This is a genomic window from Blastococcus sp. SYSU DS0552 (assembly GCF_054050815.1).
In genome coordinates this window covers 1-14,305 of the sequence record NZ_JBJHAB010000030.1, presented here as the reverse complement: position 1 = coordinate 14,305, position 14,305 = coordinate 1, and the positions used below count along the sequence as shown (strand labels likewise).

The 14,305-nt window shown below is 73.9% G+C and carries 15 protein-coding genes; 3 read left to right on the top strand and 12 right to left on the bottom strand.

The features are described from left to right. The first annotated feature begins 25 nt into the window (after nt 1-25). Nucleotides 26-961: an alpha/beta hydrolase gene (locus tag ACI8AG_RS19790; protein WP_456598386.1), complete on the top strand. Its 936-nt coding sequence runs from the start codon at nt 26-28 to the stop codon at nt 959-961. A 54-nt stretch (nt 962-1,015) separates the two neighbouring features. Here ACI8AG_RS19790 and ACI8AG_RS19785 read toward each other — a convergent pair whose 3' ends face one another. Continuing rightward, the gene (locus tag ACI8AG_RS19785; RefSeq protein WP_456598385.1) at nt 1,016-1,792 is read right to left on the bottom strand and encodes an esterase/lipase family protein; all 777 of its coding nucleotides are present in this window, start codon (nt 1,790-1,792) and stop codon (nt 1,016-1,018) included. 29 nt (nt 1,793-1,821) lie between these two features. Further along, nucleotides 1,822-2,127, bottom strand: a complete 306-nt coding sequence (locus tag ACI8AG_RS19780; protein ID WP_456588962.1) for a hypothetical protein — start codon at nt 2,125-2,127, stop codon at nt 1,822-1,824. Between the two features lie 186 nt (nt 2,128-2,313). Here ACI8AG_RS19780 and ACI8AG_RS19775 point away from each other — a divergent pair, with 186 nt between their 5' ends. Then, complete coding sequence (locus ACI8AG_RS19775) at nt 2,314-2,574, top strand: hypothetical protein (protein WP_456588963.1); 261 nt, start codon at nt 2,314-2,316, stop codon at nt 2,572-2,574. Between the two features lie 37 nt (nt 2,575-2,611). Here ACI8AG_RS19775 and ACI8AG_RS19770 read toward each other — a convergent pair whose 3' ends face one another. Next, nucleotides 2,612-3,799: an acyl-CoA dehydrogenase family protein gene (locus ACI8AG_RS19770; protein WP_456598384.1), complete on the bottom strand. Its 1,188-nt coding sequence runs from the start codon at nt 3,797-3,799 to the stop codon at nt 2,612-2,614. A gap of 110 nt (nt 3,800-3,909) precedes the next feature. On the opposite strand from ACI8AG_RS19770, the gene ACI8AG_RS19765 reads away from it, so the two are divergent. Next, nucleotides 3,910-4,944, top strand: coding sequence for an ion channel (locus tag ACI8AG_RS19765; RefSeq protein ID WP_456598383.1), 1,035 nt, complete (start codon nt 3,910-3,912; stop codon nt 4,942-4,944). Here the strand turns inward: ACI8AG_RS19765 and ACI8AG_RS19760 are convergent. The 9 genes from ACI8AG_RS19760 to ACI8AG_RS19720 form a co-directional block, all read right to left on the bottom strand. Beyond that, a complete protein-coding gene (locus ACI8AG_RS19760; protein WP_456588966.1) occupies nt 4,941-5,087 on the bottom strand; it encodes a hypothetical protein in 147 nt (48 codons plus the stop codon). The genes ACI8AG_RS19765 and ACI8AG_RS19760 overlap by 4 nt on opposite strands. Before the next feature lie 43 nt (nt 5,088-5,130). Then, nucleotides 5,131-6,060, bottom strand: coding sequence for a hypothetical protein (locus tag ACI8AG_RS19755; RefSeq protein WP_456598382.1), 930 nt, complete (start codon nt 6,058-6,060; stop codon nt 5,131-5,133). Nucleotides 6,061-6,666: 606 nt separating this feature from the next. Further along, nucleotides 6,667-8,130 (bottom strand): NADH-quinone oxidoreductase subunit N, encoded by a 1,464-nt coding sequence (locus ACI8AG_RS19750; protein ID WP_456598381.1) that lies wholly within the window; start codon nt 8,128-8,130, stop codon nt 6,667-6,669. Nucleotides 8,131-8,135: 5 nt separating this feature from the next. Continuing rightward, nucleotides 8,136-9,743, bottom strand: coding sequence for a complex I subunit 4 family protein (locus ACI8AG_RS19745; RefSeq protein WP_456598380.1), 1,608 nt, complete (start codon nt 9,741-9,743; stop codon nt 8,136-8,138). A 2-nt stretch (nt 9,744-9,745) separates the two neighbouring features. Continuing rightward, the gene (locus tag ACI8AG_RS19740; protein WP_456598379.1) at nt 9,746-11,683 is read right to left on the bottom strand and encodes a proton-conducting transporter transmembrane domain-containing protein; all 1,938 of its coding nucleotides are present in this window, start codon (nt 11,681-11,683) and stop codon (nt 9,746-9,748) included. Beyond that, nucleotides 11,680-11,997 carry an NADH-quinone oxidoreductase subunit NuoK gene (locus tag ACI8AG_RS19735; RefSeq protein ID WP_456598378.1) on the bottom strand — a complete coding sequence of 106 codons (318 nt, stop codon included), beginning with the start codon at nt 11,995-11,997 and terminating at the stop codon, nt 11,680-11,682. The genes ACI8AG_RS19740 and ACI8AG_RS19735 overlap by 4 nt, the downstream gene beginning before the upstream one ends. After that, complete coding sequence (locus ACI8AG_RS19730; protein WP_456598377.1) at nt 11,994-12,575, bottom strand: NADH-quinone oxidoreductase subunit J; 582 nt, start codon at nt 12,573-12,575, stop codon at nt 11,994-11,996. The genes ACI8AG_RS19735 and ACI8AG_RS19730 overlap by 4 nt, the downstream gene beginning before the upstream one ends. Before the next feature lie 10 nt (nt 12,576-12,585). Continuing rightward, nucleotides 12,586-13,524, bottom strand: coding sequence for an NADH-quinone oxidoreductase subunit H (locus tag ACI8AG_RS19725; RefSeq protein WP_456598376.1), 939 nt, complete (start codon nt 13,522-13,524; stop codon nt 12,586-12,588). Next, nucleotides 13,517-14,305 (bottom strand): hypothetical protein (locus ACI8AG_RS19720; RefSeq protein WP_456598375.1); only part of this gene is annotated, 789 nt, incomplete at its 5' end. The genes ACI8AG_RS19725 and ACI8AG_RS19720, both read right to left, overlap by 8 nt.

The window sequence follows — 14,305 nt, the reverse complement described above, 5'->3', positions numbered from 1 at the left end:
CATCCACCCAGAACAGGAGTCGCCCGTGCCCGTCGACCCGAACATCGCCGCGATGCTGACCATGATGGAGCAGGCCGGCATGCCGCCCATGTACGAAGGCACCCCCGAGGCCGGGCGGGCGCTGTACCTGGCGCTCACCCACGGCGCCCGCACCCCGGAGCAGCTGGTGCCCGTGGGGAGCACCGAGGACCGCACCGTCCCCGGCGCCGAGGGCGACCTGGGGGCCCGCGTCTACCGCCCGGAGGGCGAGGGGCCCTTCCCGACGGTGATCTTCTTCCACGGCGGCGGGTGGGTCATCGGAGACCTCGACACCCACGACAACATGGCCCGCAACGTCTGCCGGGGGAGCGGCGCCGTGGTGGTCGCCGTCGACTACCGGCTGGCCCCGGAGCACCCGTTCCCGGCCGCGGCGGACGACGCGGTGGCCGCTGCGCGGTGGATCGCGGCGCACCTCGACGAGTTCGGTGGCGACCAGCGGCTGGGCGTCGCCGGGGACAGCGCCGGTGGCAACCTCGCCGCCGTCGTGGCGCAGGTGCTGCACGCCGACGGAACGCCGCTGGCGGCGCAGTTCCTGATCTACCCGGCGGTGGACGCCGAGGGCGAGTACCCGTCCCGCATCGAGAACGCCAAGGGGTACTTCCTCGAGAAGGACACCATGGACTGGTTCTACGGCCACTACGCCGGCGCGTGGGACGACGCGCAAGATCCGCGGCTGTCGCCGTTGCACGGCGCCGACCTCTCGGGCCTGCCCCCGGCGGTGGTCGTCACGGCGGAGTACGACCCGCTGCGGGACGAGGGCGAGGCCTACGGCGAGGCGTTGCGCGCCGCGGGCGTTCCCGCCGACGTCCGGCGCTACGACGGCATGATCCACGGCTTCTTCGACATGGGCACGATCTCGCCGGCCGCGCAGACGGCGATCGACGAGACCAGCGCCCGCTTCGGGGAGCTCCTGCGCAGCTGAGTCGGCCGGCCGCGGGCGGGGCCACTGCCCCTGGCCCCGCCCGCGCCCCGTCGCTCACCCGGCGGGGAAGAAGGCGCGCAGTCCGAGACGGGTCGGGCGCCGGAACGGCCGCCAGGCGCCGCGGGGCTGGGCCAGCCGGTCGGCGACCACCCACAGCACGGCGGGGTCCACCCCCATGCCCAGGTGGCTGGCGTGCACGGCGACGTTCTCGCTGATCGGCCCCTCCTGCTGCAGGCAGGTGTGCCAGTCGACGACGCCGTCCCAGCGCGAGTACACCGAGGTGCTGGGCACCGGCAGCGCCGGGGCCGGGCGCACGTCCCGCACCGCACGCAGGCGCCGGTACTCCTGGTACATGCCGGCGCCCGCGGCGGCGCGGCGCGGCCGGGAGGGCACCCCGGCGACCGGGGAACCGAGCGATACCACCTGCCGCACCAGCTGCGGGGATCGCTCGGCCAGCCGACGGGCGAAGATGCCACCGAGGCTCTGACCGACGATGCTCACCGGGCCGCCGTGCTCGTCGGCGAGCCGCTGCACCACCGCCCGGACGCCGTCCACCACCTCCGGCCGGGGCCCGTGGTTGCGGCCGAGGTCCCAGCCGACCACGGGGTGGCCCAGCCGGCCGATCCAGCGGCGCAGCGTCCGGGTGGAGGTGTCGGAGGCCAACCAGCCCGGTAGGACGACGACCGGGTGCGGGTCGCCGCGCGGGGCGAACCGGAGCAGCGGGGACCCGGCCGCGAGCGCGCCGGCGCTGACCAGTGCGCGGGCCGGCTCGGTGAGGGCCAGCAGGTCGTCGGTGCGGGTGCCCCGAGGGCGCCCGGACGGGGTGCTCACCGGAGGTGCATGCCCGGCCGGAGGTGGGATCAGTCGCTCGGCGGCAGCACGCGCGGGACGAACACCTCGTCGATCGGCCGGGGGCCGACGTACTGGCGGCAGGTGCACGGCACCCAGCTGTGACCGGACCAGCGACCGCGCTTGTCGTAGGTGTCGCGCCGCAGCTCGGCGTAGCAGGTGTTGCTCTCGGTGTCGTGCTGGCTCAGCGTGTGCCCGCAGCCGCAGAGCGGGGTCATCGGTGCGGGCGGGGCGCTCCGCCGCCCCCGGCCCAGTCGCCCGGCGACGAAGCCGGCGCCGAGCAGCGCCGCGCCCACCAGCAGGCTGATCGGATCCATCTACGTGCACCTCCTGCGCGAGACATCGACGGTAACGCGCGAACGCCGTCCCCCGGCGGGGTGACCGCCGGTGACGGCGGCACCGGCGGGTCGGTCGCGCAGCGTGGTGGCGACGGCGGTCGGCGGGGAGCCGCTTTCGCCCGATCGTGGTGATTGACCGGCCGTGACGTGGGGCACTGGTTGCAGGTGAGCACGTACGCCGTGGGTTTCGCCCGTCCCGACCGCTGGTCCGGCGGGCCGCGCACCGAACCGAGCTACCCGTGGCACGCCGTGGAGGCCCACCGCCCGCCGGCCGAGCTCGACGGCGAGGTGGAGCTGGCCGTCTGCGGGGCCATCGTCCAGGTCTGGGGCACGCAGAAGTGGCAGCGCGTCGGCGTGGGCCGCACCGGCTGCCCGGAGTGCGCGCGCCTCACCGCCGTCGACAGCCGGCTGACCACCGCCCGCTGACTCCGGGCCCCTGGTCGGCCGGAGCCGGCCGACCGGCTCAGCGCTGCTCGGGCTTCCGGCCGCTGATCGCCGACAGCCCGGTGATCGCCCGGCCGACGATCAGCGCCTGCACCGAGTCGGTGCCCTCGAAGGTGAAGATCGCCTCCATGTCGGCGTGGTGACGGGCGACGTGGTGGTCGAGCAGGATCCCGTCACCGCCGAGGATGTCCCGCGCGTCGGCGACGATCGCCCGGGCCTTGGCCGCGTGGTTCATCTTCGCCAGCGACGCCATGGCGGCCGTCATCCGGCCGGCGTCGGCGAGCTTCGACAGCCGCCAGCACATCAGCTGCATCGACGTGATCTCGGCCAGCATGCGGGCGAGCTTGTCCTGCACCAGCTGGAAGCCGGCGATGGGCTGCCCGAACTGCTCGCGCTGCAGGGCGTGGGCGAGGGCCAGCTCGTAGGAGGCCGTCGCCAGGCCGAGCGCCCGCCAGGCGACCGTGTAGCGGGTCCGGTCGAGCATCGAGGAGACGTCCTTGAACGAGTGGCAGTTGGCCAGCTTGTTCTCGACCGGAACCCGGACGTCGGTGAGGGTGATCTCGGCCTGCCACACCGCGCGCAGCGCCGTCTTGCCGGTCATCACCGTCGCCTCGTAGCCCGGCGCGCCCTTCTCGACGACGTAACCGCCGACCTTCCCGTCCTCGCCGCGCGCCCAGATGATGACGTAGTCGGCGATCGAGCCGTTGCCGATCCACTTCTTCTGCCCGTTCAGGACGAAGCTGTCGCCGTCGCGGCGGGCCGAGGTCTCCAGGCCCACGGCGTCGGAGCCGTGCTTGGGCTCGGTCAGGCCGAACGCCCCGATCTTCTCGAGGCGCACCATCTCGGGCAGCCAGCGCTCGCGCTGCTCCTCGTCGCCGAGGACGGCGATCGACTGCATCGCCAGGAAGCTGTGCACGCCGTTGAAGGTGCCGATGCTGCCGTCGGCGCGCGCCAGCTCCGCGGCGACCAGGCCCGCGGCGACGTTGCTCATGCCGGGGCAGCCGTAGCCCTCGATGGTGCCGCCGACGACGCCGAGCCCGGCGAGCTTCTGCGCCATCTCGAAGGGAAACTCCGCGCGTTCCCAGTAGTCGTTGATGTGCGGGGTGACCTCTGCCTCGCAGAAGGCCCGGACCCGGTCGCGGATCTCGATCTCCTCCGGCTCGAGGAGGTCATCGATGGCGTAGAAGTCAGGGCTGTCGACGGTCACGGTCCCGAACGTACGACGAACAGGTGCATGCTGCCCGTCGTCCGGTGCGGCACTGCCCGGGGCGCGCCGCGGTAGCTTGCGTCGTCCCGGTCCCTGCCCCTGGAGCTCCGTTGCCGTTCCTCCTCCACCGCTTCACGCGGTTCGTCCGGCTGCGCCTGACCGGCTGGCGGCTGCCGCTGGCGGTCGCGGTGTTCGTCTTCCTCTCCAGCTGGCTGGCGATGGCGCTGGTCGAGCCCGTGGGCAGCGACATCACCGCGCCGGGCACCTACTGGTGGTACTTCCTCGTCACCGCCGCGACCGTGGGCTACGGCGACGTCTTCCCCAGCTCCGTCGTCGGCCGGGTCATCGGCGCCTACGTGATCGTGGGCGGCATCGTCACCCTGACCCTGTTGTTCACCCGGCTGTCCGAGGCCCTGCAGTCGTTGCGGGGCCGCCGTCTGAGAGGTGTGGTTCCCCTGGACCTGTCCGACCACGTGGTGCTGCTGGGCTACTGGCCCGGGCGCACCGAGCGGATCGTCGCCGAGCTGACCGCCGAGGGGCGGACCCAGGTCGCGCTGTGCGCCTGGGAGGACGTCATGGAGAACCCCATGCCCGACCAGCCGGCGGTGCACTTCGTCCGCGGCGACCTCACCCACGAGGACGTCATGCGCCGGGCCTGCGTGCCGCAGGCCCGGACCGTGGTGATCGATGCCCGCGACGACAACGAGACGCTCGCCGTCGCGGTCGCCGCTGAACACGCCCACCCGGGGGTGCACCTCGTCGCGGCGCTGCGCGATCTCGGGCGGTGGGACACGCTGCGTTACGTCAGCGCCGGGGTGCAGGCGGTGCAGTGGCACATGCCGTTCCTGCTCACCGAGGAGGCCACCGACCCGGGCATCACCCAGGTCTACAGCGAGCTGATGACCCACGGCGGGCGGAACACCTACTCGCTGACGGTGCCGGCCGGCTTCCCGCACGCGACGTTCGGCGAGTGCCAGCGGCACTTCGGCGAGGCCTTCGGCGCGACCGTGCTGGCGGTGCGCGGCCCCGACGGGCTCGCGGTGAGCCCGCCCTGGGACACCCCGCTCGCGGTGGGGACGACGCTGTACTACGTCGCGGCCGGCCGCATCCCGGCCCGGCAGCTGACCGCCGTCCGGCGCACCTAGGAGGGGTGGCCCTCGACGTCGCCCTCGTCGCCCTGCGGGGCCTCGCGGGGCGCGCTCTGCTCCTCCAGGGATGCCGCCATCTCTGGCGACTCCTGCTCCAGGGCGATGTCGCGGGGCTGCGGCGTCTCGTGCTCCGTCGTCATGCCCCCACCCTGCCGCAGTGCGGCGCCCGCCGCCCCCCGGTCGTCACTCGTCTCCGAGGGCCAGCCATCCCGGGCGGTAGAGCACGGTCCCCGACAGCCCGGGCACGTCCAGCACCACCGTGCCGGTGAGCTCCTGGGTCGGTCCGAGCGGAGCCGCCGGGAAGGGCGCCGCGCCGGTGTCGCACACCCCGGCCGGGGAGCCGCCGGCGACGACCGTGCCGTCGTCCCCGACCAGGTGGAAGTCCCCGGCCGCCACGCTGCGCTCGCTCCCCAACGCGGAGAGGTCGGCACCGGTGGTCACCGTGATCCGGACCGCGACCAGCGACCCGTTGCTGGGGACGACGGCGGCGTCGGCGCAGCTCACGCCGGGCAGCACCTCCTCCACCGTGACGGTGAGGACCAGGTCGCTCGTCGCGGGATCCCGCACCTCCAGCGGCGCACCGGGCACGAGGACCACGGCCGGCTCAGGGGTCTCGGTGGGTGGTGGCTCGGGGGTCTCGGTGGGCTGCGGTTCCGTGGGTGGTGGCTCGGGCGTCCCGGTGGGTGGTGGCTCGGCGGACGGCGCTGCGGGGGTCTCGGTGGACGGCGGTGCGGGGGTCTCGGTGGGCGGCTCGCCGGGGGGCGGCACCGCCGGCGATGTTGGGGTGGTCAGGGGTGCCGGGGTGGGCAGCGGTGACGAGGAGGCCGGGTCCGGGGACACGGACGGGGCCGACGTGGGGCCGGGGGAGGGCGTGGCCTCGACGGCGGCGGGGACCGGGGCGCCGGCGGGTTCCTCGTCGAGCGGCTCGTCCGGGTCGTCGTGGGATCGCTCCGGCGTCTGGGTCGGCGACGGCGACGGCGGCGCGGCCCGTCCCGCCTCCCCGGGGTCCGGCGGTACGGGCCGGGGAACGCCGGCGGTGGGAGCACCGGGCAGGAACCAGTCCTCGTCGCCGGGTGGGAGAGCGCCGATGGTCGGGATCACCAGCGGCCCCATGCCGCTGCCTGCCTCAGGGGGGAGCAGCCAGATCCGCGTCTCCGCCCGGTCGTCCGCCGCCACCTGCAGGCCGGCGGACCCGGCCGCGGGGGGGGGGGGGCCCCCGACCCCGCCCCCCCCCGCCGGCCCCCCCCCCCCCCCCCCCCCCCCCCCCCCCCCCCCCCCCCCCCCCGTTCCGGCGCCGTCCGCGACGGCAATCGGGACGCCGCTGCCCCCTTCGCTGGGGGGCAGATCGGGGGCAGTGACGGGGCGACTGCGGAACGTGCGCAGGCCGCGGACACTGCTGCCGCATCACCAGCCGGGTCGTCGGAAGCCGGGTTGCGGTCGCAACATCGGCCCTGCTCATCGCCATAGGCCTCGGAATCTGCCGAAGGTCTGGCGAAGATGGATCTCCGCTCAGGGGTTCGACTGCTCGTCATGGCTTGGCGAGCTGACCGATCGGGCCGGCGTCTCCTGCTGCAGCCGCGGGGGTGTCGGTACCTTCCGGTGCTGTCGAGCTGACCCCGGGCGAGAGGGCTACGCCTGGCCGGGCGGAGCGTCTGCAGCGCCACCGAGAGGCCCTGGTTCGGCCACTAGCCCGGACTTTCTCGGAACTCTGTTGGCTCCTCACCCCGCGCCGGACGCGAGGCGGAGCCACGCACCGGCTCCGAGCCCGAGCAGCACCGATCCGACCGCGGCGGCGTGGAGGATCACCGCAGGTGCGGCCCGGGCCTTCTGCGCCGTTCCGGCCGCCGTGCGGGGGCCACTGCCCAACGGGCCCTCCGCCGGGACCGGTGCGACGGCCACCCCGGCGAACGCAGGAGCGATCCAGCGCAGGTAGTAGAAGAGGCTGGCGACGGTGTTCACCGCGGCTACGACGACCAGCCACGCCAGCCCGCCGTCCCAGGCCGCAGCGAAGACTGCGAGCTTGCCGACGAAGATGGCCGTCGGTGGGGTGCCGACCAGACCAAGCAGGCAGACCACGAGGCTTCCCACCAGCCAGCGGTGCGGCCCGATGGCCGTGGCCCAGTCGGTGATCGTGCGGGCGGCCGACGCGGCGGCGATCGCGGCGAAGGCGCCGATGTTGGTGATGGCGTAGCCGGCCAGGTAGACGGCCAGGGCGGGGATGGCGAGGTCGGTGCGGCCGGCCACGGCGACGACCATGAACAGGTAGCCGACCTGGCTGACCGTGGAGTAGGCGAGCAGCCGCAGCACGTCGGTCTGGGAGAACGCGGCGAGGTTGCCCAGCGTCATGCTGGCCGCCGCGATGACGGCCACGAGCAGCGGAACGTCGAGGGGCAGCTCGGCGAACGGCTCGGCGACCAGTCGGAACGCGGCGGCGACGGCACCGATCTTCGGGATGGTGGTGATGTAGGCGGCCATCGGGGAGGTCGTCCCGGCCGTGACGTCAGGAACCCAGAAGTGGACGGGGACGGCCCCGGCCTTGAAGGCCACCCCGGACAGCACGCCGAGGACCCCGACGGCCAGGAGCGCCGGGGATGCCTCCGGGAGGGCGGTGGCCAGCGCGAGGTAGCCGGTGGTGCCGGAGGCCAGCACCAGCGCGGCCACGCCGACCAGGAGCAGCACGCCGACGAAGGCACCCATGAGGTAGTACTTCATCGTCGCCTCGGTGCCGGCGGCGTCCTTGGCGAATCCCGCCAACGCGTAGAGCGGGACGCTGGCCAGCAAGTAGGCGGCCACCAGCAGGAGCAGGTCGCCGCTGGCCGCCAGCGCGACGGTACCGACCCCGCCGAGCAGCATCAGCACGTAGACCTCGGTCTCGCGGGGATGCCCGGCCACCGACGGGGCGGCCAGCCACACGAGGACGGCCACACCGAGGGCGACGACGATGCGGACGACGCCGGTGGTGGTGTCGATGACCCAGGTGCCCTCGAAGACCCGCTGGGCAGGATCGGTCAACGCGACTGCAGCCGCGACCGTGCTGGCCAGGCACGCCCCAGTGACCAGCAATCGCACCCGCCACTGCCGCTGCTGTGGGGTCCACAGACCCAGCAGCAGCCCGGCGACCGCGCCCAGCAGCAGCATGGCCTCCGGCAGCAGCGCCGACCAGGCCTCCCCGCCCCCGGACATGCCCATCACCGGGCCACCAGCTCCACCACCGCCATGGCTGCCGGCTCGAGGACGTCGAGCAGGACGCGGGGGAACAGCCCCAGCACCACGGCGAGCGCCAGCAGCGGGACGATGGAGACCATCTCGGAGCCACGCAGGTCGCGGATCCGGCTTGCAGTCCGGACGTCGGTGGCGGTCGCAGTGGCACCGCCCGCCCCCGGGTGCTCCCCCGCATGGTCGGCGTCCCCCACCGGCTCGGGGTCCGCCGCTTCGGGGACGACGGTGTCGCCGGAGAGCAGCCGCTGCAGCGCGAGCAGGAACAGCCCGGCGGTGACCAGGATGCCGACGACGGCGATCACCGTGGCCACCGGCGTGGCCTGCAGGGCCCCGGTGAACACCTGGAACTCGGCGATGAACCCGGAGAAGCCCGGCAGACCCAGCGAACCGAACGCCGCGACCGCCAGGCAGGCGGCGAACACCGGGGCGGGACGGGCCAGTCCGCCCCACCGACCGAAGTCGTAGCTCTGCCCGCGGGACCACAGCCATCCGCTGAGCAGGAACAACGCTCCGGTGAGGAGGCCGTGGCTGACCATCTGGTACAGCGCGCCGACCGTGGCCACGGCGCGCGCCTCTTCGTCGGCGGAGGCAACCAGCCCGGCCGCCCCCAGGCCGAGCAGGACGTATCCCATGTGATTGACCGAGGTGTAGGCGATCATGCGCTTCACGCTGGTCTGCGCCAGCGCGACGAACGCACCCCACAGCACGCTGATGACGCCGACCACGACGGCCACCATCGCCCACCGCTGCCAGGCCTCGGGCAGGATCGGCATGGCGATCCGCACGAAGCCGTAGGTGCCGAGCTTGAGCAGGATGCCGGCGAGGACGGCCGACCCGGCCGCAGGGGCGTCGGTGTGCGCGTCGGGCAGCCAGGTGTGGAACGGGAACAGCGGCGTCTTCACCGCCAGCCCGAGCCCGATCGCCAGCAACACCAGGCCGCCGGCGACCGGGGAGTCGGCCAGCGGCGGGTTCGCCGCCAGCGCGACCATGTCGAAGGTGCGCTCCTCGCTGCCGAGGAACAGCCCGATGAAGCCGACGAGCAACGCGAGCGACCCGACGAAGGTGTAGAGGAAGAACTTCAGCGCACTGCGCCGGGCGTTGCCGTGGCCCCAGCCGGCGATGACGAAGTACATCCCGACGATCGTCAGGTCGAAGAAGACGAAGAAGAGGATGAGGTCGAGCGCGGCGAACGTGCCCAGGCAGGCGGTTTGCAGGAACAGGAACAGCGCCGCGTAGGTGTGCGGCCGGTCGGGCTCCCGCAGCGAGTAGACCGCGCAGGCCAGGAAGAGCAGCCCCGTCAGGGCCAGCAGCGGCAGCGACAGCCCGTCGACGCCGACGTGGTAGCCGGCGTCGACCGTGGGGATCCACTGAAGGTCGGTCTCGTAGGCCAGGCCGTCGACGACACCCGCGGCGCCGTCGCCAGGTTCGAAGCGCCACCACATCCAGCCGACGAGCGCCAGGTCGATGGCGGAGGCCGCCACCCACACCGAGATCGCCGCCCGGCCACCGAGGCCGCGTGCCGCGAGGAGCACGCCGGCGGCCACCAGGGGCAGGAAGATCACGACGGTCAGCAGCACGGCTACCTCACCACCAGCAGGAGGACGAGCAGGAATCCCAGACCGACGACGGCCTGGGCGTAGTACTGGTGCAGCAGCCCCGTCTGAGGACGACGCGCGGCGCTGCCCGCGCGGCCGAACGCCCTCGCCGTCGCCCGGACCGCGCCGTCCACCAGTCCGGCGTCGATCCGCGCGGACTCGGCCGCGGTCCGTCGTGTCGCCGTGGCCACTCCGGACACCGCGTCGTCCAGGACGCCGTCATCGGCCCGAGCCGCCAGAGTCGCGAGGCGGCGCCCGCCCGCCGCGACCCCCATGACCGCACGGTCGAGAACCCGGTCATCCACGCGGGCCAGCGCCCGGGCCAGCGCCATCGCCGGCCGGGGCGACAGCAACCGGCCCAACCCGGCCCACACCCCGAGCGGGCTCCGGACGAGCTGATCCACGACCCCGGGACGGGCGCGCAGAGCGACGACCGTCAGCCCGAGGACGACGAGCGCCAGCGCCCCGGAGAACAGCAGCTCCCCCAGCCCTGGAGACGGCTCCCCCGCCGCATCGAGGACCGCCTTCAGGTCCTCGGCGACCGCCGGCAGCGCGAGCACCCCGAGCCCGGCGGCGAACACGGCCAGCACACCGGCGACGGCGGTGGTCAGGACCGGGATCCGGCGGGTGCCGGGCTCCTCGGTGTCGACGGCCTCACCCCCCGCCGGCCGGGCGAGGACGACGGCCAGGATCCGGCCGGCGTAGACCGCTGAGACCGCGGCGGCGGCGAGGCCGACGACGTGCAGCGCCGTCCCGTCGACCCCGGCGAGCACCTCGTCCTTGGTGGCCCACAACGACAGCGGCGGCACGCCGGCCAGCGCGAGGGCGGCGACGGTGGCCGCTGCCCCGACGCCCGGGTAGCGCCGCGCCGCACCCCGCAGATCGGCGAGGTCCTTGGTGCCCAGCGCGGTGAGCCACGCGCCGGCGGCGACGAACAGTCCGGCCTTGACCGCGGCGTGCGCCACCAGCTGGGCGGTGCCGCCCGCCGTGGCACCCACGCCGGCGGCGAGGACGACGAAACCGATCTGCGCGGCGGTGCTCGCCGCCAGCAGCTGCTTGAGGTCGGTCTGCGCCACCGCCACCGCACCCAGCAGCAACGCGGTGAGGGCTCCCGCCCACGCCGCCGCCGTCGCCGCCCAGCCCGTTGCGGTCATCAATGGCTGCAGCCGGATCAGCAGGTACCCACCGGCCGCCACCATGGTCGCCGAGTGCAGCAGGGCGCTGACCGGGCTGGGGCCTTGCATGGCAGCGGACAGCCAGGCGGAGAAGGGCAGCTGTGCGGACTTGCCGAGCGCGGCGACCAGCACCCCACCCGCGGCCACGTCCGCCCAGCCGCCGTCGGCCGCGCCCAGGTCTGCAAGCGCCAGGCTCCCCGTGGCCGCCAGCGCGGCGCCGGCGGCGACGTACAGCCCGAGGTCAGCGGCCCGGGTGGCCAGGAAGGCCCGCGTACCGGCGGCCAGCTTGCCCGCCTCCCCCCACCGGAACCCGATGAGCGCGAAAGAGGTCGCACCCATCACCTCCCAGGCCAGCAGGAGCGCCGGCAGCGTCGCCGCGGTCACCGTGGCCAGCATCGCCGCGACGAACAGCAGGAGGTATCCGAAGAACCGGGCACGGGCCGCATCCCCCCGCAGGTCCGCCAGAGCGAAGACGGTCACCAGCAGGGCGATTCCCGCGATCAGCAGCACTAGCACGGCGGCAAGGCCGTCGACCACCAGCCGAAGGTCCCCGCCGTCGACGATGCCCAGGAACGGCATGGAGACGCTCGGCCGTCCGGCCGCCGCCAGGGCGGCGAGCAGGACGCCAGCGCAGGTGACGGCGACGGCGACCGGTCCGGCGACGTGGTCGGCCGCCCGTCCGGTGATCAGCAGCGCCAACCCACACACGGCCGGGAGCAGGACCAGGGCGACCAGGGCGCCGTTCATCCGCGCAGGTCCGCGGCCATGTCGGTCATGTCGACCTGGCGGGCCCGGTAGATGGCGACGGTGACGGCGAAGCCCATCGCCATCTCCACGGCCATCACCACCAGGGCGACGACGACGAGCACCTGGGCGTCGGGCAGCTCGGGTGCGAGGAAGTACCAGGCCGCGCCGCCGGCCAGCAGGACGCCGTTGAGCACGAGCTCCAGGCCCATCATCACCATGACGATCGACTGCTGGGACAGCGCGCCGAACAGCCCGACCCCGATCAGGCCGGCGGCGACGGTCAGCACGATCTGCAGGACCAGTTCGGCGCTCACCGGGGCAGCCCCCCGGGTACCGGGTCGTCCGGCCGTGCGGCGCCCAGGTCGGCGCCAAAGCGGTCGTAGCGGCCGCGGGAGGTGGCCAGGACGGTGCCGGCCAGGATCGTGGCGAACAGCGCAATCCCGATCACGAGCATGACCAGCATGTGGCTGCCCATGATGGCCTCGCCGAGCTGCCGGGTGCTGTCGGCCGGGCGCGCCGGGTTCCGCGTCGGCCAGTCGATCATCCAGATCCCGACGGCGAGGACGACGAACGCGCCTGCACCCATGACGGCCGAACCCTTGGCGTTGTGCACCATCGTCATCGGCATGAGCCCGGCCGGGTTCATCATGAAAGCGATCATGAAGACCGCCATGATCGCCATCTCGATCGTCATCATCAGCGCCGTCACGACCGCCAGGTAGACCAGGTCCAAGGCCAGCAACACCCCCGCCACCGCGAGGAACGATGCCAGCAGGGCGAAGGTCGCCCGCGCCATCGAGTCGACGACGAAGACGGCGATCCCCGCGGCGACCGACAGGACCCCGAGGGCGGCTACGGCGGTGATCTCCCAGCCGGAGAGCTCGGTCAGCATCGTCCTCTCCTCATGCGTAGAACCCGTTGAGAACCAGGACGGCAACGGTCAGCGCCTGGAGCAGGGTCGCCGGAACGAGCACCATCCAGCCCACCTCCACCGTCCGGTCGGGTCGCAGCACCGGGAGCCGTCTTCCCACCCAGACCAGGGCGGCGATGACGGCGAGGGTCTTCAGCAGGTGCCACAGCGGGCCTGGCAGCCAGGGCCCCGAGTCCCCGCCGAGGAAGAGTGCGGCGGCCATGGCTGCGGTGGCGCCGAGGAAGACGGCGCGGCCGGCCTCCACCAGCAGCCGGTCCACCCCGGACAGCTCGGAGGTGACACCGCCGGCGATGTCGGCCGCGGCCGGCGCGGCGAACGGCCCCCAGAAGGCGAAGGCCGCGCCGCTACCCACGAACACCATGAAGGCGACCGGCATGGTGACCACGAACCAGAGGTCCTGCTGAGCGGCGAGGATGTCCGTCGTTCGCAGCGATCCGGCCGCCAGCCCGGCCGTGATGAGCGCGAACATCAGGGGGAGCTCGTAGGCCAGTCCCTGCGCGAGGAAGCGATAGCCGCCGGTCAAGGCGTGGACGGCGTTGGGACCCCAGCCGACCAGCCACACCGCCGCCCACAGCAGCGCCTCCATGGCGTTGAACCACACGAGGTCGGCGCTGGTGGACCACAGCGTGCGGCCGCCGATCGGGACGACGGCCAGTGACAGCAACGCCAGGGCCGGCACCGCCGCGCCGCCCAGCCGCCACAGGAGCCCATCGGGCGCCAGCGTGGTCCTCCGCTGTTCGATCAGCAGACGTGCGCTCGAGCGGATGGGCTCGACTGCAGCCCCGGACCCACCGGAGACAACGGCGCGGTCGACCCCCGCCACCACGAGCCCCAGGACCAGACCGATCACCACGACGCCGAGAACCGCCGGCGCCAGCCCCCACGCCTCCGCCAGGCTCGGCTCAGGCATGCGCGTGCTCCGGAGCGGGCGCCGCGGTCGCAGGGGTGAGGTCGAGGCTGGCCACGGTCAGGCGCGCGCTGCCGACCTCCGCGCCCTCCACCAGGGCCGCGACCTCCTCCAGCGAGGGAGCGGGCGGTTCCTCGACCGGCTGCCCCGACGCGATGTCGCACCAGCGCCGGACGCGGTCCAGGACGTCCTCATCGGAACCGCGCTCCGTCGCGATCTGCCCGATACCACCGGCCGTCCACGACAGGGTCCGCGACCGGCGAACCCGCCGCGCCACGGCCTGGGCGAGCCGTTGCGCTCCCTCGTGACCGGGCCCGTGGGTGGCCAGTCCGTCCCGGGCGCGGCGCGCGTCGCGGGCGGCCGTCGGCCAGCCGGCGACATCGAGGAACCGGGCGAGGCAGTCCAGCGCCGCCCGCTGGGGGTCCGGAGGCGGGGACGCCACGGGGAAGATGCCGCCGCCATCGAGCCAGGTCAGCTCGGCGGACGCCAGGACGTCACCCTGCAGGTCCGCCCGTAGGACCAGACCGGTCGGCCAGCCCGGCAGCACCGGCCCGAGCGCCACCTTGAGCACGTCGAGCTCCAGGCCGTCCCTGTCCGAGCCGGTCGAGGCCATCGCGAGCCCGGCCACCTCACCGCCGTGGTCCATGCCCTCGTGACCACCGCCGTGGTCCATGCCCTCGTGACCACCGCCGTGGTCCATGCCCTCGTGACCACCGCCGTGGTCCATGCCCTCGTGACCACCGCCGTGGTCCATGCCCTCGTGACCACCGCCGTGGTCCATGCC

What these genes read in the sequence shown, in the direction of transcription:
- ACI8AG_RS19780 (WP_456588962.1), bottom strand. Translation starts at nt 2,127, where the DNA reads ATGGATCCGATCAGCCTGCTGGTGGGCGCGGCGCTGCTCGGCGCCGGC.
- ACI8AG_RS19725 (WP_456598376.1), bottom strand. Translation starts at nt 13,524, where the DNA reads ATGCCTGAGCCGAGCCTGGCGGAGGCGTGGGGGCTGGCGCCGGCGGTT.
- ACI8AG_RS19760 (WP_456588966.1), bottom strand. Translation starts at nt 5,087, where the DNA reads ATGACGACGGAGCACGAGACGCCGCAGCCCCGCGACATCGCCCTGGAG.
- ACI8AG_RS19730 (WP_456598377.1), bottom strand. Translation starts at nt 12,575, where the DNA reads ATGCTGACCGAGCTCTCCGGCTGGGAGATCACCGCCGTAGCCGCCCTC.
- ACI8AG_RS19755 (WP_456598382.1), bottom strand. Translation starts at nt 6,060, where the DNA reads ATGGGGCCGCTGGTGATCCCGACCATCGGCGCTCTCCCACCCGGCGAC.
- ACI8AG_RS19750 (WP_456598381.1), bottom strand. Translation starts at nt 8,130, where the DNA reads ATGTCCGGGGGCGGGGAGGCCTGGTCGGCGCTGCTGCCGGAGGCCATG.
- ACI8AG_RS19740 (WP_456598379.1), bottom strand. Translation starts at nt 11,683, where the DNA reads ATGAACGGCGCCCTGGTCGCCCTGGTCCTGCTCCCGGCCGTGTGTGGG.